This window comes from Pseudomonas sp. PH1b, from assembly GCF_000633395.1.
In the GTDB taxonomy this organism is placed as follows: Bacteria; Pseudomonadota; Gammaproteobacteria; order Pseudomonadales; family Pseudomonadaceae; genus Aquipseudomonas.
Genome location: NZ_AYMU01000004.1, coordinates 533,849 through 554,316 on the forward strand (window position 1 = coordinate 533,849; position 20,468 = coordinate 554,316).

The 20,468-nt window shown below is 63.3% G+C and carries 20 protein-coding genes; 11 read left to right on the forward strand and 9 right to left on the reverse strand.

The window, feature by feature from the left end:
• Positions 1–528: 528 nt before the first annotated feature.
• From U873_RS0109265 to U873_RS0109280, 4 genes are all read left to right on the forward strand, one after another.
• A complete protein-coding gene (locus tag U873_RS0109265) occupies positions 529–1,650 on the forward strand; it encodes a beta-ketoacyl-ACP synthase III (protein WP_025127983.1) in 1,122 nt (373 codons plus the stop codon).
• 82 nt (positions 1,651–1,732) lie between these two features.
• Positions 1,733–2,347 carry an RNA polymerase sigma factor gene (locus U873_RS0109270; protein ID WP_025127984.1) on the forward strand — a complete coding sequence of 205 codons (615 nt, stop codon included), beginning with the start codon at positions 1,733–1,735 and terminating at the stop codon, positions 2,345–2,347.
• A complete protein-coding gene (locus tag U873_RS0109275; RefSeq protein ID WP_025127985.1) occupies positions 2,341–2,574 on the forward strand; it encodes an anti-sigma factor in 234 nt (77 codons plus the stop codon). Before U873_RS0109270 ends, U873_RS0109275 begins: the two co-directional genes overlap by 7 nt.
• 317 nt (positions 2,575–2,891) lie before the next feature.
• Positions 2,892–4,226, forward strand: a complete 1,335-nt coding sequence (locus U873_RS0109280) for an OprO/OprP family phosphate-selective porin (RefSeq protein WP_025127986.1) — start codon at positions 2,892–2,894, stop codon at positions 4,224–4,226.
• A 107-nt stretch (positions 4,227–4,333) separates the two neighbouring features.
• Here the strand turns inward: U873_RS0109280 and U873_RS0109285 are convergent, their stop codons facing one another.
• Entirely contained in the window at positions 4,334–4,735 is a 402-nt protein-coding gene (locus tag U873_RS0109285; protein WP_025127987.1) for a nuclear transport factor 2 family protein, read from the reverse strand.
• Complete coding sequence (locus U873_RS0109290) at positions 4,716–6,083, reverse strand: MFS transporter (RefSeq protein WP_025127988.1); 1,368 nt, start codon at positions 6,081–6,083, stop codon at positions 4,716–4,718. Before U873_RS0109290 ends, U873_RS0109285 begins: the two co-directional genes overlap by 20 nt.
• Before the next feature lie 85 nt (positions 6,084–6,168).
• Here U873_RS0109290 and U873_RS0109295 point away from each other — a divergent pair, with 85 nt between their 5' ends.
• Complete coding sequence (locus tag U873_RS0109295) at positions 6,169–7,074, forward strand: LysR family transcriptional regulator (protein WP_025127989.1); 906 nt, start codon at positions 6,169–6,171, stop codon at positions 7,072–7,074.
• A gap of 86 nt (positions 7,075–7,160) precedes the next feature.
• On the forward strand, positions 7,161–8,285 hold the full coding sequence (locus U873_RS0109300; RefSeq protein ID WP_025127990.1) for a GNAT family N-acetyltransferase: 1,125 nt from the start codon (positions 7,161–7,163) through the stop codon (positions 8,283–8,285).
• 16 nt (positions 8,286–8,301) lie between these two features.
• On the opposite strand, the gene aqpZ is transcribed toward U873_RS0109300, so the two are convergent.
• From aqpZ to U873_RS0109325, 5 genes are all read right to left on the reverse strand, one after another.
• A complete protein-coding gene (gene aqpZ, locus U873_RS0109305; RefSeq protein WP_025127991.1) occupies positions 8,302–9,000 on the reverse strand; it encodes an aquaporin Z in 699 nt (232 codons plus the stop codon).
• Positions 9,001–9,191: 191 nt separating this feature from the next.
• On the reverse strand, positions 9,192–11,024 hold the full coding sequence (locus U873_RS0109310) for an ABC transporter ATP-binding protein (protein WP_025127992.1): 1,833 nt from the start codon (positions 11,022–11,024) through the stop codon (positions 9,192–9,194).
• A gap of 89 nt (positions 11,025–11,113) precedes the next feature.
• Positions 11,114–11,677: a peptidylprolyl isomerase gene (locus tag U873_RS0109315; protein ID WP_025127993.1), complete on the reverse strand. Its 564-nt coding sequence runs from the start codon at positions 11,675–11,677 to the stop codon at positions 11,114–11,116.
• A gap of 3 nt (positions 11,678–11,680) precedes the next feature.
• Positions 11,681–12,484 carry an alpha/beta fold hydrolase gene (locus U873_RS0109320; protein ID WP_025127994.1) on the reverse strand — a complete coding sequence of 268 codons (804 nt, stop codon included), beginning with the start codon at positions 12,482–12,484 and terminating at the stop codon, positions 11,681–11,683.
• Between the two features lie 30 nt (positions 12,485–12,514).
• Positions 12,515–13,438 (reverse strand): LysR family transcriptional regulator, encoded by a 924-nt coding sequence (locus U873_RS0109325; protein ID WP_025127995.1) that lies wholly within the window; start codon positions 13,436–13,438, stop codon positions 12,515–12,517.
• Positions 13,439–13,487: 49 nt separating this feature from the next.
• On the opposite strand from U873_RS0109325, the gene U873_RS0109330 reads away from it, so the two are divergent.
• The 3 genes from U873_RS0109330 to U873_RS0109340 all read left to right on the forward strand — a co-directional run bounded on the left by U873_RS0109330 (position 13,488) and on the right by U873_RS0109340 (position 15,695).
• Positions 13,488–13,802, forward strand: a complete 315-nt coding sequence (locus tag U873_RS0109330) for a hypothetical protein (protein ID WP_025127996.1) — start codon at positions 13,488–13,490, stop codon at positions 13,800–13,802.
• A 159-nt stretch (positions 13,803–13,961) separates the two neighbouring features.
• Positions 13,962–14,561, forward strand: coding sequence for an FMN-dependent NADH-azoreductase (locus U873_RS0109335; RefSeq protein ID WP_025127997.1), 600 nt, complete (start codon positions 13,962–13,964; stop codon positions 14,559–14,561).
• Positions 14,562–14,831: 270 nt separating this feature from the next.
• Positions 14,832–15,695 (forward strand): carboxylate/amino acid/amine transporter, encoded by an 864-nt coding sequence (locus U873_RS0109340; RefSeq protein ID WP_025127998.1) that lies wholly within the window; start codon positions 14,832–14,834, stop codon positions 15,693–15,695.
• A gap of 416 nt (positions 15,696–16,111) precedes the next feature.
• Here the strand turns inward: U873_RS0109340 and U873_RS0109345 are convergent, their stop codons facing one another.
• Complete coding sequence (locus U873_RS0109345; protein ID WP_025127999.1) at positions 16,112–17,410, reverse strand: mechanosensitive ion channel family protein; 1,299 nt, start codon at positions 17,408–17,410, stop codon at positions 16,112–16,114.
• A 193-nt stretch (positions 17,411–17,603) separates the two neighbouring features.
• Here U873_RS0109345 and U873_RS0109350 point away from each other — a divergent pair, with 193 nt between their 5' ends.
• Positions 17,604–18,944, forward strand: a complete 1,341-nt coding sequence (locus U873_RS0109350) for a DEAD/DEAH box helicase (RefSeq protein ID WP_025128000.1) — start codon at positions 17,604–17,606, stop codon at positions 18,942–18,944.
• 114 nt (positions 18,945–19,058) lie between these two features.
• Entirely contained in the window at positions 19,059–19,523 is a 465-nt protein-coding gene (locus U873_RS0109355) for a hypothetical protein (RefSeq protein WP_025128001.1), read from the forward strand.
• Between the two features lie 197 nt (positions 19,524–19,720).
• On the opposite strand, the gene U873_RS0109360 is transcribed toward U873_RS0109355, so the two are convergent.
• Positions 19,721–19,996, reverse strand: coding sequence for a hypothetical protein (locus tag U873_RS0109360; protein WP_025128002.1), 276 nt, complete (start codon positions 19,994–19,996; stop codon positions 19,721–19,723).
• Positions 19,997–20,468 lie beyond the last annotated feature (472 nt).

Sequence of the window (20,468 nt, forward strand, 5' to 3'; positions counted from 1 at the left end):
AGAGATATCGCGATACGCCTCCGTAGGAGCTGGCTTGCCAGCGAAGGCGCCATCAAGGGCAATGCAAGGCTCAAGGCCCGGTTCGCCGGCAAGCCGGCTCCTACAGAGATATCGCGATCCGCCCCCGTAGGAGCTGGCTTGCCAGCGAAGGCGCCACCAAGGGCACTGCAAGGTTCAATGCCCGGTTCGCCGGCAAGCCGGCTCCTACAGAGATATCGCGGTACGCCCCCGTAGGAGCTGGCTTGCCAGCGAAGGCGCCACCAAGGGCAATGCAAGGCTCAAGGCCCGGTTCGCCGGCAAGCCGGCTCCTACACGTCAACTCCGTCGATCTTGCAATTGCGGCGAAATATCGGAGGTTATGGCAAACTCCGCCGTCATAAATGCCGGCCCCGGTTTTCTGCAGCGCAGGCAGCCCGGGCGGATCCGAATAAAGCGAAGCCAGGAACTGTCCCGCCAGCGGGGCAGTTCCTTTACGGTTTGGCACGGCGGTGCCAATACCTTCTGCCTCAACACACTAGAGGAACGACCGTGCATAACGTCGTCATCAGCGGCACCGGCCTGTTTACCCCGGCCAACAGCATCTCCAACGAAGAGCTGGTGGAGTCTTTCAACACTTACGTCCACCAGTTCAACCGCGACAACGCCGCCGCCATCGAGCGTGGCGAAGTGCAGGCCCTGACCGAATCCAACGCTGCGTTCATCGAGAAGGCCTCAGGCATCAAGAGCCGCTTCGTGATGGACAAGGACGGCATCCTCGACCCGCAACGCATGGCCCCGCGCCTGCCGGAGCGCTCCAACGACGAATGGTCGGTGCTGTGCCAGATGGCCGTCGCTGCCGCCGAGCAGGCCTTGCAACGGGCCGGCAAGACCGCCGCTGACATCGACGGGGTGATCGTCGCCTGCTCCAACCTGCAGCGCGCCTACCCGGCCATCGCCATCGAAGTCCAGGCCGCACTGGGCATCCAGGGCTTCGGCTTCGACATGAACGTGGCCTGCTCCTCGGCGACCTTCGGCATCCAGGCCGCCGCCAACAGCGTGCAGTTGGGCCAGGCCCGGGCGATCCTGATGGTCAACCCGGAAGTCTGCACCGGCCACCTGAACTTCCGTGACCGCGACAGCCACTTCATCTTCGGCGACGCTGCCACCGCGGTGATCATCGAGCGCGCCGACCTGGCCACCTCCAAGCATCAGTTCGACATCGTCAGCACCAAGCTGCTGACCCAGTTCTCCAACAACATCCGCAACAACTTCGGCTTCCTCAACCGCACGGCGGAAGAGGGCATCGGTGCGCCGGACAAGCTGTTCGTCCAGGAAGGCCGCAAGGTGTTCCGTGACGTGTGCCCGATGGTGGCGGAACTGATCGCCGCGCACCTGGAAGAGAACCAGCTCAACGTCGGCGACGTGAAGCGCTTCTGGCTGCACCAGGCCAACCTCAGCATGAACCACCTGATCGTCAAGAAGCTCCTGGGCCGCGAAGCCTCGGTGGAAGAGGCCCCGGTGATTCTCGACACCTACGCCAACACCAGCTCGGCGGGCTCGGTGATTGCCTTCCACAAGTACCAGGACGATCTGTCCAGCGGTGCCCTGGCGGTGCTTAGTTCCTTCGGCGCGGGTTATTCGATCGGCAGCGTTCTTCTGCGCAAACGTTGATCTAGGCTGAGGCGGAGTGTGGCGCGAGGGAGCATTGGCGCGTCACACCCCACTCAAACCCGCATGATTGAACGAGGCATGAATGGCCGCTGCTGATGACACGCAACTGCTAGAGCGCCTTTTGGCGGGCGAACAGAAGGCTTACAAGGAACTGGTCACGCGCTACCAGAGCGCCATGCGCGCGGTGGCCTACGCCATTGTCGGCAATCGCCACGCCGACGAAGTGGTGCAGGATGCCTGGCTCTCGGTGGTGCGCAACCTCTCGGGTTTCCAGGGGCGCTCCAGCCTCAAGACCTGGCTGCTGACCATCACGGCCAACGCGGCCAAGGGCCGCTACAAGCAGAATCGCCGGGAAGTCCTGCTCGATGACCTGCCTTCGCCTCACGGCACCGTTGGTGATGAGCGTTTCTCCTCCAGCGACGGCCACTGGCTGGTGGCGCCCTTCGCCTGGCACGAGGACACTCCCGAAGCCCTGCTGACCGAAGCCGAGCTGCGTGACTGCCTGGAGCACACCCTGCTCAGCCTGTCGGAGCTGCAAAGCAGCGTGTTGCTGCTGCGTGAGCGCCAGGGCCTGGAGCTGGAAGAAATCTGTAATCTTTTGGGGCTCACGCTCTCCAATGTCCGGGTGCTGTTGCACCGGGCGCGCTTGAAAGTCTTCGCCACCGTGGAGCATTTTGAGGAAACCGGCCAATGCTGACCTGTAAGGAACAAGTGGCACGATCCAGTGATTATCTCGATGGCCAGTTGAGCTTTCGTGAACGCTTGATGGTACGTCATCACTTGCTGTTCTGCCCCAACTGCCGGCGCTTCATCCGCCAGATGCGCCTGCTGCAAGCCACCTTGCGGGTGCTCCCCGAGCCGCCCCTGGAAGGTCTTGACGAACTGGCCGAGCGTTTGGCCGCCGAGAAAAAACGCGACCTCTGAATCTGCTGCTGCGGGTGCTGCAAGGGCACCCGCTGATCCTGTCCGTCCCAGTGGCTGACCTGCCATGAAACTGTCATCCGATCAAAGGTGACAGTGCCCGCTGATTTGTCCAAACACCCGTGAATATCGCTGCGAGCGCTCTAGTACAAGCATTTTGCCTTATTTCATTTCGAAGTAAAAAAGTTCCCCTGTAATCAAATCTTTATCTATCAGCAACCCGGCTGAAATAACCCATCGCCAAGATTCCCACCCAACACCAGCGGGCCAACCCCGCGTGTTTTCCAACGCTACAGACCACCAATTAGGGGAACTCTTCGATGATCCGTAAGCACTTCGCCGGTTTTGCCGCCAGCGCCCTGGCCCTGGCAGTAACCGCCCAGGCTTTCGCTGGCACCGTCACCACCGACGGCGCCGATATCGTAGTCAAGACCAAGGGCGGCCTTGAGGTTGCTACCACCGACTCAGCGTTCAGCTTCAAGCTGGGCGGTCGTCTGCAAGCCGACTATGGCCGTTTCGACGGGTTCTACACCAAGAATGGTGACAGCGGCGACGGCGCCTACTTCCGCCGCGCCTATCTGGAATTGGGCGGCACCGCCTACAAGGATTGGAAATACCAGATCAACTACGACTTCTCCCACAACTCGGGCACCGCCGATGACGGTTACTTCGACGAGGCTTCGATCTCCTACGTCGGCTTCAAGCCGGTGACCATCCGTGCCGGCCGCTTCGACGAAGACTTCGGTCTGGAGAAGGCCACCAGCTCCAAGTGGGTCACCTCCATGGAGCGCAACGCCGCCTACGAGCTGGCCGACTGGGTCAACTCCCACGAGAACGGTATGGGCCTGCAGGTCAGCTCGGTGGTAGCCGACATGGCTTACCTGTCCGGCAGCGTGGCAGCCAAGGACATCAACGACAGCGACGGCGACAGCGTCAAGCAGTTCAACGCCCGTGCGGTGTTCGCCCCGATGCATGAAACCGGCAACGTCCTGCACTTCGGCCTGGATTTCGCCAGCCGCGACCTCAGCGACACTGCCTTCGATTCGCGGATCCGTCCTCGTCTGGGCGTGCGTGGCATCGCCACCAACGGCGGCAACGATGCCGGCACCAACGGCAACCGTGCCACCTTCGGCGGCGGCACCGGCCTCAATGCCTCGAACCTGACGGCTGCCGGTGCCTACGACAACGACCGGGTGTTCGGCGGTGAATTCGCCTTCGCCACCGGCCCGTTCTCGGCCCAGGCCGAATACCTGACCCGCAAGATGAAGGCCGACAGCGCGGCTTACCAGGACGTCAAGGCCACCGGTTTCTACGGTCAACTGGCCTACACCCTGACCGGCGAGTCCCGCGTGTACAAACTCGACGGCGCCAAGTTCGACACCATCAAGCCCGAGAACAAGCAGTACGGTGCCTGGGAAGTGTTCTACCGCTACGACAACATCAAGGTCGATGACAAGAACGTCGTGACCGCCAGCGCCACCCGTGAAGTCGGCGATGCCAAGGCCACCATGAACACCATCGGGGTCAACTGGTACGCCAACGAAGCAATCAAGGTTTCCGCCAACTACATCAAGGTCAACACCGACAAGATCAGCAACAACGTCGGCGACGACAGTGGCGATGCCCTCGTAGCCCGTGTGCAGTACGTGTTCTAAAGCTGTTGCGACACCCAGGTAGAGCTCTTTCTCATCCGTTATAGCTCCTCTCGTTTTGACCCCGCCCCGGCGGGGTTTTTTTTGTCCGGGTAATTGCGTGGCCCGTTTCAGGGGCAGGCGGTTTCATGCAGGTACAGCCACTGCACCGAATCGGCTTGCACACGGATGATCGCCAGGGACAGGCGCGAGGTTTCGACCTGGCCCATGCGGTGGGTTTCCTTGTAGCGGATCGCCGCGCTCTGGCCCTCCTGCCACACGCAGCGCAGCTCGCCGACAGTGATTTGCAGCCCCGGGCGCTGGCCCAGGCCACCACGAAACAGCTGTTGCACCTGTTCGCGGCCGACCAGGGCAGCGCCAGTGGTGACCATCTGGAAGTCATCGGCTAACAGCGCCAGCAAGGCGTCGAGGTTGGCTGCGCCGTCCCCCTGCTGGTCGGTGAAGACGCTGTGAATCAGTTGGTGAATCCGGTGCACGCTGGATTGCGCTTGTTCAACGATCGAGTGGGGCATGGGAGGCCTCGGGTAGTGGGAGTCGGTTCAGGGTCAGCAGGGGCAGCAGGCCGGCCACGGCGGCCAGCAACAGGCTCAGGTGATAGGCGCCGGTGGCGCCTCGATAGCCGAGCAGCAGGTTGTAGAGCATCAGCAGCAAGGCAGCGCCCAGGCTGAAAGCCATTTGCCGGTTGATGTTCCAGATCACGCTGGCCTTGTGCGTGTCGGCGCCGTCGAAGTCCAGCAGTGCGGTGGTCTGCGCGGTGTTGGCACCTGCACCTCCGCCCAGCCCCATCAGCAGGTAGGCGAGCATCATCAGGGGCTGGTCGGAGGCCGAGTCGACCGCGCACAACGTGGCGATGCCGACGCTGTGCAGCACCAGGGCAATGGCGAACAGGCGCGCGGCGCCTGCGCGGTTGTACCAGCGGCCGCAGGCCAGCATCGCCAGCAAGGCGCCGGCGGCATACAGCAGCATGAACATCCCGCTGTGCTGTGCGCTCAGGTGCAACTGGTCCTGGAGGAAGAACAGGCTCAGCAGGTTGACTCCGGTGAAGATCCCCGGAATCGCGTAGTAGATGGTCACCGACAGGCCCAGGCGCGGATTCTTCAGCAAGTGCAGATCGATGATGGGGACCGGGCAGCGGCGGCAGTGACGCCGGTAGCCCTCGGCAAACAGCAGGCCCGCGCCGAGGCCCAGAAGCGCCTGGTACGCCGGGTAGCCGCTGCCGTACAGCGACAGGCCCAGCAGCAGGCTGCCCAGGGCGGCGCTGACCAGCAGCAGGCCGCGCAGGTCGGGGCGAGCCGGTACCGGGCCGGGATCGCTGTTGATCCAGCACCAGGACAATCCCGCCGCCAGCAACGACAGTGGCAGGCTGGCGAGGAACACCCAGCGCCAGGAACTTTGGTCGACAATCGCTCCGCCCAGGGTCGGCGAGAGTGCCGGGGCCAGCAGGGCCACCACCATGACCAGGGTCGAGATCCGCGCCCGTTGCCTGCCCTGGAACAGGTTGAAGGTCAGTGCCTGCCCGAGGGGAATCAACAGGCCCCCGGCCATGCCCTGGAGCAGTCGCCAGGACACCAGGAACAGGAAACTCTCGGCCAGCCCGCACAGCAGCGCTGCGGCACTGAACAGCAGCATCGAGGCGCAGAGCAGTTGCCGGTTGCCCAAGCGTGCCGCCAGCCAGGTGCTGACGGGAATCGCCAGGGTCAGGCCGAGGATGTAGGCATTGGCGACCCAGGCCACGCTGGCGCTGGACACCTGCAGCTGGCTGGCGATGCTGGGCAGGGCCACCGCGGACATGAAGATGTTCACGCAATCAATGAAGAAACCGAGGAGGAATACCACCGCCACTTTGTATCTGTAGGTCATGTCGCCTCCGTTTTTCCCGCGCAGCTTAGGGAGCTTGGGGCGGGGCTGTCGAGGCGCCTATACTTGACGCATTGTTTAACAGGATTTGACAGTGAGCCAGACCTTTCACGGCCAGTTGCATCGGGTGCAGACCTTCCTCGCGGTGGTGGACTTTGCTTCCTACACCCGTGCGGCCCAGTACCTGGGCATCAGCAAGGCCATGGCCAGCCTGCATATCAAGGCCCTGGAGCAGGCCTTGGCGACCACCTTGCTGATCCGCACCACGCGGCATGTGGCGCTCACCGACAGCGGCCGGGAGCTCTATGACCAGTTCAAGGGGATTGTCGCCCATATCGACAGTGCCTTTGACAATGTGCTGCACGGTCGCAATCGGGTCTCGGGCAAGTTGCGCATCAGTTCCACCGCGGAATACGCCGAGACCTTCGTTCTGCCGATCCTGCCGCTGTTCACCGCGCGTTACCCCGAAGTGCGCCTGAGCTATCACTTCAATTCGTCGTTGAACGACCTGGTGGCGGAAAAGCTCGACCTGGTGATCCGCCTCGGGCACCTGGCCGATTCGGGGTTCAAGGGGCGCAAGCTGGCGGACTATGCCATTGCCCTGGTGGCCAGCCCGGGGCTGTTCGCCGAGCGCCCGCCGCTGCAGCCCGAGGACCTGGGGGCATGGCCGTGGATCTGCAACAGCAATCTTGCCGGACCGCCGAGCTGGACGCTGAGCCACCCGCGCCGGGGGGAGGTGCAGGTGCCGGTCGAACCCGGGCACGAATCGAACTCGGCCACGGCGATTCGTGCCATGGCCCTGGCCGGCCTGGGGCTGGCGGTGCTGCCGGAATGGATGATCCTCGACGACCTGGGCAACGGCCGCCTGGTGCGGGTGCTGCCGGAGTACCGGCTGGCCGCGCAGCCGGTGCATGTGCTGTTTCCCAACACCGCGCATCTGCCACGCAAGTCCCGGGTGTTCATCGATTTCCTGGCGGAGCATCTGGGGCGTTGATGGCCCTGGGCGGTGCTGGCAGTTTCGGTGAGCCCGGCGATGGAGGATACTCCCCGAGTTGTTCGATCTGAATCCCGGGGACCCCGATGCCGCTGCAATCCTTGAACAGCCTGTCTGCCGTCGATCCCACGCATTGGGACGCTTTGCTCAAGGACGGCCAACCCTTTGTGCGCCACGCCTTTCTCAGTGCCCTGGAAGACAGCGGCAGCCTCGGCCCACGCTCCGGCTGGCAGGCCGAGCACCTGCTGCATGTCGAAGACGGGCGCCTGCTGGCGGCACTGCCGAGCTACCGCAAGTGGCACTCCTATGGTGAATACGTGTTCGACCATGGCTGGGCCGACGCCTGCGAGCGGGCCGGGATCGACTACTACCCCAAACTGCTGACGGCGGTGCCCTTCAGTCCAGTGAGCGGTGCCCGGGTGCTGGCGGCAACCCAGGCGGACGCCCTGGAACTGTTGAAGAGCCTGCCCGGCTACCTGGAGATCGAAGGGCTTTCCAGTGCCCATATCAACTTCACCGATGACTTCAGCGATCTGGCCCTGGAGCAGCAACCCGGCTGGCTGCAGCGCCTGGGTTGTCAGTTCCACTGGCAGAACCGCGGCTATCGGGACTTCCAGGATTTCCTCGATGCCCTGAGTTCGCGCAAGCGCAAGCAGATGCGCAAGGAACGCGAGCAGGTGGCGGGGCAGGGGATCGACTTCCAGTGGCTCGAAGGCCATGAGCTGGACCAGGCGCAGTGGGATTTCGTCTACGCCTGCTACGCCAACACCTACGCGGTGCGGCGCCAGTCACCCTACCTGACCCGCGCGTTTTTCAGCCTGCTGGCCGAGCGCATGCCCGAAGCGATTCGCGTGGTCCTGGCCAAGCAGGGCACACGCCCGGTGGCCATGGCCTTCAGCCTGGTGGGGGGCGACAGCTTCTATGGGCGCTACTGGGGCTGCCTGGCGGAGTTCGATCGCCTGCATTTCGAGACCTGTTTCTACCAGGGCATGGAGTACGCGATCGCCAATGGGCTGCAACGCTTCGACGCTGGAGCCCAGGGCGAGCACAAGTTGATCCGCGGTTTCGAGCCGGTGCTGACCCGCTCCTGGCACTACCTGCGTCACCCCGGCCTGAAGGCCGCGGTGAAGGATTTCCTGCAACAGGAACAGGCTGGGATTCGCGCCTATGCGCAAGAAGCGAGGGACGCCTTGCCCTATCGGCAGGCGTGACCCTCGCCTCGTTGCCTCAGCTGTCTTCCTTGCCCAGCCAGCGGTAGACCACGCCGCCGATCACCGCGCCGAGGATTGGCGCCAGCCAGAACATCCACAGCTGCTGCAAGGCCCAGCCACCGACGATCAGCGCCGGCCCGGTACTGCGGGCCGGGTTGACTGAGGTGTTGGTCACCGGGATCGAGATCAGGTGGATCAGGGTCAGCGCCAGGCCGATGGCGATCGGTGCCAGCCCCGCCGGGGCGCGTTTGTCGGTGGCGCCGAGAATGATCACCACGAACATCAAGGTCATCACCAGCTCGCAGACAAACCCCGCGGCCATCGAGTAGCCGCCGGGGGAGTGCTCGCCATAGCCGTTGGCAGCCAGCCCCGAGGCCAGTTCGAAGCCGGGCTTGCCACTGGCGATGAAGTACAGCAACGCCGCGGCGATCACTGCGCCGATCACCTGGGCGACGATATAGGCCGGCAGTTCCCTGGCCGGAAAGCGTCCGCCCACCACCAGCCCTACGGACACGGCGGGGTTCAAGTGGCAACCGGAGATATGGCCGATGGCGAAGGCCATGGTCAGCACCGTCAGGCCGAAGGCCAGGGCGACGCCCAGCAGGCCGATGCCGACATTGGGAAAGGCCGCCGCGAGCACGGCGCTGCCGCAGCCGCCCAGGACCAGCCAGAAGGTGCCGAGCAGTTCAGTCATGGAACGTTTGAACAAAGACATGGAGGAGTCCTTGATAGGTCAACCTATCAACGCGATACAACTGTTATGCATCCCGCAGGTTAACTACAGGTTCCGCTCCGGAACCTAGGGTCAGTACAGCAGGCTTTTGGCGCAATTCCACTCGCCCATGAAAAACGCCAGGGCCCCCTGAAACCGGGGGCTCTGGCGCTTGGTGCAGCGGCTGCAGAGGCTCAGTCGATGCCGACGAAGCCTCCGGTCTGGTGCTGCCACAGGCGTGCGTACAGCCCGCCATGAGCCAGCAGTTCGGCGTGGGTGCCGCTCTCGGCGATGCGCCCCTGTTCCAGGACCACCAGGCGGTCCATGCGGGCGATGGTCGAGAGGCGGTGGGCAATGGCGATCACGGTCTTGCCCTGCATCAGGGTCTCCAGGCTTTCCTGGATCGCCGCCTCGACTTCCGAGTCCAGGGCCGAGGTGGCCTCGTCCATGATCAGGATCGGCGCGTCCTTGAGCAGCACCCGGGCGATAGCGATGCGCTGGCGCTGGCCGCCGGACAGCTTGACCCCGCGCTCGCCGACATGGGCGTCGAAGCCGGTGCGGCCCTCGGCGTCGGAAAGCTGTGGGATGAACTCGTCGGCCCGGGCCTTGCGCACCGCTTCCCAGAGCTCTTCGTCAGTGGCATCAGGGCGACCGTAGAGCAGGTTGTCGCGGATCGAACGGTGCAGCAGCGAAGTGTCCTGGGTGATCATGCCGATGCGTTCGCGCAGGCTTTCCTGGGTCACTTCGGCGATGTCCTGGCCATCGATCAGGATCCGCCCGCCCTGCAGGTCATACAGGCGCAGCAGCAGGTTGACCAGGGTCGACTTGCCGGCGCCGGACGGGCCGATCAGGCCGATCTTTTCTCCGGGGCGAATGTCCAGGTTGAGGTCGCTGATGACCTTGCTGGCCTTGCCGTAGTGAAACTCCACGTGCTCGAAGCGCACGCCACCCTCGGCCACCGCCAGCTTCGGTGCCTGCGCGCGGTCGGTGAGCTGCAGCGGCTGGGCGATGGTCTTCAGGCCGTCCTCGACCATGCCGATGTTTTCGAAGATGCCGTTGATCACCCACATGATCCAGCCGGACATGTTGACGATGCGGATCACCAGGCCGGTGGCCAGGGCGATGGCCCCGGCGCTGATCAGCGACTGGCTCCACAGCCACAGGGCCAGGCCCGTGGTGCTGACGATCAGCAGGCCGTTGAGGCTGGTGATGGTCACGTCCATGGCGGTGACCACGCGGCCCGCCAGTTGGCTCTTCTCGGTCTGCTCGGCGATCGCCTCGCGGGCGTAGCTCTGCTCGAAGTGGGTGTGGGCGAAGAGCTTGAGGGTGGTGATGTTGGTGTAGCCGTCGACGATCCGGCCCATGAGCTTGGAGCGGGCGTCGGAGGCGTCCACCGAGCGCTTCTGGATGCGCGGCACGAAGAAGCGCATGGCACCGATGAAACCGGCGATCCACAGCAGCAAGGGGATCATCAGGCGCCAGTCGGCATCGGCGAACAGCACCAGGGAGCCGATGGCGTAGATGGTCACGTGCCACAGGGCATCGATCACCTGCACCGAGGAGTCCTGCAGCGAGTAGCCGGTCTGCATGATGCGCTGGGCGATGCGCCCGGCGAAGTCGTTCTGGAAGAAGTTCAGGCTCTGGCGCAGCACGTAGCTGTGGTTCTGCCAGCGGATCAGGCTGGTCATGCCGGGGTTGATGGTCTGGTGCATCAGCAGGTCGTGCAGGCCCACCATCAGCGGGCGGAACAGCAGCGCCACCACGGCCATCCAGGCCAGTTCCAGGCCATGGTCGCTGAACACCTGGGCGCTGGGCGTGCCCTGGGCCAGGTCGATGATGGTGCTCAGGTAACTGAACAGCGAGACCTCGATCAGGGCCACGAACAGGCCGACCACCAGCAGGAAGACGAAGCTTGGCCAGACTTGCTTGATGTAGTGGAAGTAGAAGGGCAGGACCCGATTGGGCGGGGTGGCGCTGGGTGCGTCGCGGAAGATGTCGATCAGTTGTTCAAAACGACGATAGAGCATGGGGGCTGCAGCCCGTGGTACGGGCTCTCCTGTTCAGAAAGCGGACGGGGCGCCGGGTAGGGCGCCGCCGTCGGGACAGGCGGCTGGATTCAGTCGATGCGCTTGGCCGACTTGATCAGCACCGGGTCGATCGGCACGTTCTGCATGCCTTGCTTGGTGGTGGTCTGGGAGTTGACGATCTGGTCCACCACGTCCATGCCGCTCACCACCTTGGCGAACACCGCGTAGCCGGCATCGCGGCCCGGGTCGAGGAAGGCGTTGTCGGCGACGTTGATGAAGAACTGGCTGGTGGCCGAGTTGGGGTTGGAGGTGCGGGCCATGGACAGGGTGCCACGCACGTTATGCAGGCCGTTGGAGGCTTCGTTCTTGATCGGGTCGCGGGTGTCCTTCTGCACCATCTGCGCGGTGAAGCCACCGCCCTGGACCATGAACCCCGGGATCACCCGGTGGAAGATGGTGTTGCTGTAGAAGCCGCTGTCGACGTAGTCGAGGAAGTTCTTGCTGGAGATCGGTGCCTTGACCGGGTCCAGTTCCACTTCGATCTTGCCGAAGCTGGTGTCCAGCAGGACGTGAGGTGCCTTGGCCGGCTGTGCGGCCATCAGGTTGGCGGCGAAGAGTACGGAGCCGGCGACGAGGGCGATTTTTTTCAGCATGGGTCAGTGATCCTGGGTGGTGGTGTCGACTGTGGTTATGAATTCGAGCAGGGTTTGGTTGAAGCGCTGCGGCTGGTCCAGCGGCGTGGCGTGTCGGGAATCCTCGATCACCACCAGCCGTGCATCCGGCAGCAGTCTGACATAAGCCTCCTTGACCGCCACCGGGGTGTAGTCGCGGTCGGCGCTGACGACCAGGGTTGGACAGGTGATCCGGCCCAGACGTTCCTGGACCCCCCAGCCGACGATGGCGTCGAAGCTGGCGAGATAAGCACGTTTGTCGTTTTTTGCCCAGCGTTCGGCCATCTTCTGCCGCAGTTCGGCTTGCTCCGGCTTGGGAAACAGGCGGGCGCCCAAGGCCTTGCCGATGGTGGCCAGGCTCAGCACCCGGGCCAGGCTCCAGCGCTTGAACCACTGCCAGTAGTCGTTGGCGCTGCGCACCTTGACCTCCGGGGCGCTGTTGACGATACACAGGCTCTTGAGCAATTGCGGCTGGTCCACCGCCAGCTGGAAGCCGATCATCCCGCCCATGGACAGCCCGACATAATGCGCGGGGCCCAGGTTCAGGTGCTCGATCAGCGCCACCAGGTCGGCGGTGAAGCCCTTGATGCTGTAGCGCTCCCGGGGTTTGTCGGAGCGCCCGTGGCCGCGCACGTCGGGGATGATCAGGCGGTAGCGGGCCGCCAGATCGGGGATCTGTTTTTCCCAGTCCTGGGCGCTGGAGCCCAGGCCATGAACCAGCAGCAGGGGTTCGCCCCGGCCATATTCCTCGTAGTGCAGGGTGCAACCTTCATGCTCGAAATACGCCATGACAGAACTCCTGTTCTGGTGGGTGATGGATCAGGCTTGCTCGGGGGCGGCAAAGGGCGCGTCCAGGGGCGCGGTGTCGAAGGTGCGCAGCAGCTCCACGAGGATCTGCGTGGCCGGGCCCAGGGGTTTGTCCTTGTTGGAATAGAGAAAGAAGGTTGGATGGCGGCTGCCGCCCTGGTCCAGGGGCAGGACCTTGAGCAGGCCTTCGCGCAGCTCGCGCTCGATCAGGTGCCGGGGCAACCAGGCAAAACCCAGGCCGCTGCTGACGAAGCTTGCGGCGGTGGCCAGGCTGCCCACGGTCCAGCGCTGTTCGGCGCCGAGCCAGCCCACATCCCGTGGCTGCTGGCGGCCGGAGTCGCGGATCACCACTTGCAGATGGCTTTCCAGGTCCTGGAAGTGCAGTTCCCGCTGCAGGCGGTGCAGGGCGTGTTCCGGGTGGGCCACGGCGACGAACTCCACCGAGCTCATCTCGGTGCCCAGGTAACCGGGAATGTTGAAACCGCTGATGGCCAGGTCGGCGACGCCTTCGAGCAGCACTTCCTCGACCCCGGACAGCACTTCTTCGCGCAGACGCACGCGGCAGCCACGGCTTTGCGGCATGAAGGCGGTCAGGGCGCGGACCAGGCGCGCGTTGGGGTAGGCGGCGTCCACCACCAGGCGTACTTCGGCCTCCCAGCCCTGTTCCATATGGTGGGCCAGGTCTTCCAACTGGCTGGCCTGCTTGACCAGTTGCCGGGAGCGGCGCAGCAGCACGCCGCCGGCCTCGGTGAGCACCGCCTTGCGGCCGTCGATGCGCAGCAGCGGCACGCCGAGTTGGTCCTGCATGCGCGCGACGGTGTAGCTGACCGAGGATTGCGAACGGTGCAGGGCCTCAGCGGCCTGGGCGAAGCCGCCGTGGTCGACCACGGCCTGCAGGGTGCGCCATTGATCCAGGGTCACGCGGGGCGCTTTCATGAGGGGCTCCTCTTGTCCTAAGCTGGCGCTCCTTACTGGAGACTGCCGAATGAGAAAATTCTGTTGTGTGTTGCTGGCTCTGCTGCCCCTGAGTGCCTGGGCCTATCCGATCGATGTCGAGAAGCAGTTGAACGGCCTGAGCATCGACTACACCGCCTACGACACCGATGAGGACATCGGCTCCATCCAGTTGAACAACTTCGGCAAGGTCGATGCCCTGTGCTCGGTGGTGTTTCGCAACGGTCCCGAGGCACCGCGCACCCGCAAGGTGGAAGTCGCCGCGGGCAAGAGCAAGAACGTTACCGCCAAGTTCAACCGCAAGATCATCAAGCTGCGCATGGACCTGAACTGCCAGGCCAAATGATCGAAGCAGGGCCGGCCTGGCGTATCACGCCGGGACTGGCTGTGCTTATAAACGAATTTATTGATTGGTTATAGCAGTTATTTGCGCTTTTTCATCGATATCACTCTGTTTAATCTGCGCCCCATCGACTTACGCATACCCCGATGGAGGCTTCAGCCCATGTCCCGCGTTCTGATCATTGAAAGCAGTGCCCGTCAGCAGGATTCCGTTTCCCGCCAGTTGACCCAGACCTTCATCCAGCAATGGCAGGCCGCTCACCCTGGTGATTCGATCAGCGTGCGTGACCTGGCCCGCAACCCGGTGCCGCACCTGGACGCCAACCTGCTGGGCGGCTGGATGAAGCCCGCCGAACAGCGCAACGCCGCCGAACAGGATTCCCTGCAACGCTCCAATGAACTGACCGAAGAGTTGCTGGCCGCCGACATCCTGGTGATGGCCGCGCCGATGTACAACTTCGCCATCCCCAGCACCCTGAAGGCCTGGCTCGACCACGTCCTGCGTGCCGGCGTGACCTTCAAGTACACCGAGACCGGTCCCCAGGGCCTGCTCACCGGCAAGCGCGCCTATGTACTGACGGCCCGTGGCGGCATCTACGCCGGTAGCACCGCGGATCACCAGGAACCCTACCTGCGCCAGGTGATGGGTTTCATCGGCATCCACGATGTCGAGTTCATTCACGCCGAGGGCCTCAATCTGGGTGGCGACTTCCACGAGAAAGGCCTGAACCAGGCCAATGCCAAGTTGGCCCAGGTGGCCTGAAAACCGGCTTGCAGTGATTTGCCGGAGCGATGGCGCCGATTCACCGATAACCGATCAGCGCCGTTAATCCACAGATAATCCCCCGGTGTTCAAGTAGTGCCTGCGCATCCCCTTCAAGCCGGTTCGCGCATCGGACCTCCCTTTGCACTGGTTGCTCCTTCAGTGCCGACGCCCGATTGCACGCCTAGCGAGATCGGGCTTTTTTTTGCCCGGGATTTTATCTGCCGGAGCAAAACCGTTATCGTCGCCGCCATCCAAGATGAGGCGAACATGGGCTATCTACTTTTTGTCACCCTGATCCAGGCGTTTTCTTTCAGCCTGATCGGCGAATACCTGGCCGGTCATGTCGACAGTTACTTTGCGGTACTGGTGCGGGTACTGCTGGCGGGGCTGGTGTTCATTCCACTGACCCGCTGGCGCCGGGTGGAGCCGGCCTTCATGCGTGGCATGCTGCTGATCGGTGCCCTGCAGTTCGGCATCACCTACGTCTGCCTGTACCTGAGCTTCAGGGTGCTGACGGTACCGGAAGTGCTGCTGTTCACCATCCTCACGCCGTTGCACGTGACCCTGATCGAAGACGCCCTGAACCGGCGTTTCAATCCCTGGGGCCTGCTGGCGGCGCTGGTGGCAGTGGCCGGAGCAGTGGTGATCCGCTACGACAGCATCAACCCGGACTTCTTCATGGGTTTTTTGCTGCTGCAACTGGCCAACTTCACCTATGCCACCGGGCAAGTGCTGTACAAGCACCTGGTGGCGCGCCACCCCAGCGACGAGCCGCATTACCGGCGTTTCGGCTACTTCTACCTGGGGGCGCTGCTGGTGGTGTTGCCGGCGTTCCTGCTGTTCGGCAAGGCCCATTACCTGCCTGATGCGCCGCTGCAATGGGCGGTGCTGCTGTTCCTTGGCCTGGTGTCCACGGCCCTGGGCATGTACTGGTGGAACAAGGGCGCGTGCCTGGTGACCGGGGCGACCCTGGCCGTGATGAACAACCTGCACGTGCCGGTGGGGCTGCTGATCAACCTGCTGATCTGGAACCGGCACGAGGAACTGGGCCGGCTGATGCTGGGTGGTCTGGTGATCCTCGCAGCGGTCTGGATCAGCCGCCGCGGCGCGGCGCCCCGCCTGACAACCTGACCGATTGCCGACGCCTTCGCTGACCTATAGGAGCCGGCTTGCCGGCGAAGAGGCCCGCAAGCCCTGCGCCTGACGTGCCTACGCCTTCGCTGGCAAGCCAGCTCCTACGGTGGTCCAGAGCGGCTTGCCGTCGAAGGGCCCGCAAGCCCTGCACCTGACGGGCCCCCGACGCCTTAGCTGATCTGTAGGAGCCGGCTTGCCGGCGAAGAGGCCCGCAAGCCTTGCACCTGACGGGCCGACGCCTTCGCTGGCAAGCCAGCTCCTACGGTGGGCCAGAGCGGCTTGCCGGCGAGAGTGTGCCTGAAGGGCCCCCGACGCCTTAGCTGATCTGTAGGAGCCGGCTTGCCGGCGAAGAGGCCCGCAAGTCTTGCACCTGACGGGCTGACGCCTTCGCTGGCAAGCCTGCTCCTACGAGGTTACAGCGCCTGTTTTTCGATCTGGGGTACATGGCTGGCGCCGAGCACCGCCGGTAGCAAACCGGCCCGCAGGTCGGTACCGCTGGGTTGCTGGTACAGGTTCAGGCCGAACTCCGGCATCACCGCCAGCAGGTAGTCGAAGATATCCCCCTGGATCCGTTCGTAGTCCACCCACGCCGTGGTCTTGGTGAAGCAGTAGATTTCCAGCGGAATGCCCTGGGCCGTGGTCTGCATCTGGCGCACCATGCAGGTCATGTTCGGCTGGATCTCCGGGTGGCTCTTCAGGTACGCCAGGGCGTAGGCGCGGAAAGTGCCGATATTGGTCATGCGCCGGCGGTTGGCCGACAGCGCCGCGACATTGCCCTGGGCCTCGTTCCAGCTTTTCAGCTCGGCCTGCTTGCGCCCGATGTAGTCGGTGAGCAGGCGCACCTTGCTCAGCCGCAGCTCTTCATCGTCATGCAGGAAACGCACGCCGCTGGCGTCGATGTACAGGCTGCGCTTGATCCGCCGGCCACCGGACTGCTGCATGCCGCGCCAGTTCTTGAACGACTCGCTCATCAGGCGCCAGGTGGGGATGGAGACGATGGTCTTGTCGAAGTTCTGCACCTTGACCGTATGCAGGGTGATGTCCACCACGTCGCCGTCGGCGCCCACTTGGGGCATCTCGATCCAGTCGCCGACCCGCAACATGTCGTTGCTGGTCAGTTGTACGCTGGCGACGAAGGACAGCAGGGTGTCCTTGTAGACCAACAGGATCACCGCCGACATGGCGCCCAGGCCCGACAGCAGCAACAGCGGCGAGCGGTCGATCAGGGTGGCGACGATGATGATCGCGCCGAACACGTACAGCACCATCTTCGCCAACTGCACATAGCCCTTGATCGAGCGGGTGCGGGCGTGTTCGGTGCGCGCATAGATGTCCAGCAGGGCATTGAGCAGGGCGCTCAGGGCCAGGAGCTGAAACAGGATGGTGAAGGCCATGGCCAGGTTGCCGAGGAACACCTGACTGGTCTTGCTCAGCTCGGGCACCAGGTGCAGGCCGAACTGGATCACCAGGGACGGGGTCATCTGCGCCAGGCGATGGAACACCTTGTTGTGGCGCAGGTCATTGAGCCAGTGCAGCGCCGGCTGGCGGCCCAGCAGCCTGATGGCGTGGAGGATGACATAGCGTGCCACCCGGCCGAGTACCAGGGCGACCACCAGCAGCAGGGTCAGACCGATGCCGGCATGCAGGAGAGGGTGTTGATCGAGGGCTCCCCAGAGATCCTGGGTATTGAGCCAGAGCTGTTTGAAATCCATGGGCTAAATCGATTCTTCTGTATGGCACAAGGGAGGGATTAGAGCATTTAACCCCGGCAAAGTTACGTTCAAGGACAAATCGGCTAACAAAAAACCAACTCTTTGCGACCGTTTGCACAAAGAAACTCGGCCTTGGCGCTCGAAACCGTTACCCTATGCAGCTGTTTTTTTGCATATCTTCGAGGTAGCACCCGTGTTTTCCCAATTCGCCCTGCACGAACGCCTGCTCAAAGCCGTGGCCGAGCTTAAATTTGTCGAGCCGACGCCGGTGCAGGCCGCGGCTATTCCGCTCGCGCTGCAAGGGCGTGACCTGCGGGTGACGGCACAGACCGGCAGCGGCAAGACCGCGGCTTTCGTCCTGCCGATTCTCAATCGCCTGATCGGCCCGGCGAAGATCCGGGTCAGCATCAAGGCGCTGATTCTGCTGCCGACCCGCGAATTGGCCCAGCAGACCCTGAAGGAAGTCGAGCGTTTTTCCCAGTTCACCTTCATCAAGTCCGGCCTGATCACCGGCGGTGAAGACTTCAAGGTCCAGGCCGCGATGCTGCGCAAGGTGCCGGACATCCTCATCGGCACCCCCGGCCGCCTGCTGGAGCAGCTCAACGCCGGCAACCTCGACCTCAAGGAAGTCGAAGTGCTGGTGCTCGATGAAGCCGACCGCATGCTCGACATGGGCTTTGCCGAAGATGTGCAGCGCCTGGTGGACGAATGCCCGAACCGCCAGCAGACCATGCTGTTCTCCGCCACCACCGGCGGCTCCGGCCTGCGCGAGATGGTCGCCAAGGTGCTGAACAACCCTGAGCACCTGCAACTGAACGCGGTCAGCCAACTCAACGACACCACCCGTCAGCAGATCATCACCGCCGACCACAACCAGCACAAAGAGCAGATCGTCAACTGGCTGCTGGCCAATGAGACCTACCAGAAGGCCATCGTCTTCACCAACACCCGGGCCATGGCCGATCGCATCTACGGCCGCCTGGTAGCCCAGGACTACAAGGCGTTCGTGCTGCACGGTGAAAAGGACCAGAAGGACCGCAAGCTGGCCATCGACCGCCTGAAGCAGGGCGGGGTGAAGATCCTGGTGGCCACCGACGTCGCCGCTCGCGGCCTGGACGTCGAGGGCCTGGACCTGGTGATCAACTTCGACATGCCGCGCAGTGGCGATGAATACGTGCACCGCATCGGCCGTACTGGCCGCGCCGGCAACGATGGCCTGGCCATCTCGCTGATCTGCCATGGCGACTGGAACCTGATGTCGAGCATCGAGCGCTATCTCAAGCAGAGCTTCGAGCGCCGCACCATCAAGGAAGTCAAAGGCACCTACAGCGGGCCGAAGAAGGTCAAGGCCTCCGGCAAGGCCGTTGGGGTGAAGAAGAAAAAGACCGACGCCAAGGGCGACAAGAAGAAGGCCGCGGCCAAGGCGCCAACCAAGCGCAAGACCGCCAACCGGCCGAAAAGCGACAGCCTGGTCAGCCAGGATGGCATGGCGCCGCTCAAGCGCCGCAAGCCACAGGCGCCGGCGGCTGAATAAGCGCCTGGCCTGATGCGAGCAGAAAGCCCGGACCTGGTCCGGGCTTTTTTATGGCGTGCTCCTGTCGTCGGCAGCGCCTGGAGCCGATGCCGGATGGATGCCTGGAGATAGGACATGAGTGATTATTTTGACCAGCAGTTGCGTGAGGACCTGGCAGAACCTATCGCGGCCGGACAACTCAGGGTCTCCCTGGATGTCGATCATTACTTCGGCTTGATGAAAGCCAGGTTCCCCATCAGAAGCCTGCGGCCCGATTGGCAGAAGATGCCGTTCCGGGTGACTGAGGTGAGTGAGGATCGGCACAGCAGGACAGAGGCCTGCAGGGCGTTTTTCCAGCGCAGGGTGGATGAGTTTCGCTTGATCGGAGACGCGGTCTACGTGGGAGATGGTTGCACTGACATTGCAGTCTCGGACGATCTTGAATCCTTGTTGGAGATCAGCGAATGCCTGTTCTCCATTCCCCAGCATCACTATGTCCTGGCGACGGATCAGTCATGGTTCATGTGCCTGATGATGGAAGGCGACATGGGGTTTGGTTTTTTTCGAGACCCAGGGGAGGCCCTTGAGCGGCCGCTTTGATCGAGGACCGCGGGGGCTGATTGGCCTTTAGATGGCCTTCAGACCAGGAGGCGCGAGGTCCCGGTGTTGTTCAACGGGCCCCGCTGTATGGCCGGCGCCGCATTCCAGCATTCTGAACACACCGCCCCACGGGGCTCATATCCCGCAGCGGGCACAACCACGCGCGGATCTGCGCCGGGCTTTCTTCGGCGTGGTTCTCAGCTATCGGCCTGCTTCTCGGCGGTGGCCAGTTCCTTGAGCCGCTGATCGATCAACTGGCAGTCATCCGGCTGGTCCTTGCTGGAAGTGCTGAGTTTCATCCTCTGCAACTCGTCGTTGATCTCCTTGGCCTTGGCCGGGTTCTGCTCGGTGATCTTGCTCACGGCCTGGGCCAGTTGCTCGCGCTTGGCAGTGGCTTCGTCCGGGGTACAGGCCCAGGCGGACAGGCTGAACAGCAGGGTACTGGCAACAGTAAGAATGCTCAGGGTTTTCATTGCAGGGACCTCGCGGGTCGGATTCGGGCTGTCAGGCGGTTGACGGGAGGAGGCCAGGGTTAGTTCAGTTGGATGCAACGAGTGCCGAGGAAGTGGGTACGGCAGGGGCGTGAAAATACTTATTTAAAGCCGGATTTTTCCGATGCGGATGATGGCCATGAGGACCTGCCATCAGCGACCGCTTTAGGTCGCGGCTTCTGGGAGATCTGGCCATTGTTCGGCGATCCCTTGGCTTATTTGACGCCAGAATAGTGGCACATTAATATCGCGCCCCACTTTTGCCTCTGGCTGCCGTTTCGAAGGATCGAATATGTCTCTCTCCACCCTCGGGATGAGGTTGTGCCGCACCTTGCCTGGCGTGCTCCTGGCCAGCTCGCTGAACATCGCCTCTGCCGCCCCACTGCCCGGCCCGGCCTTCAACCCCGGTGACCAGGACCTGATCCGCGACCGACAGAACCGCCTGCTGCAAGAG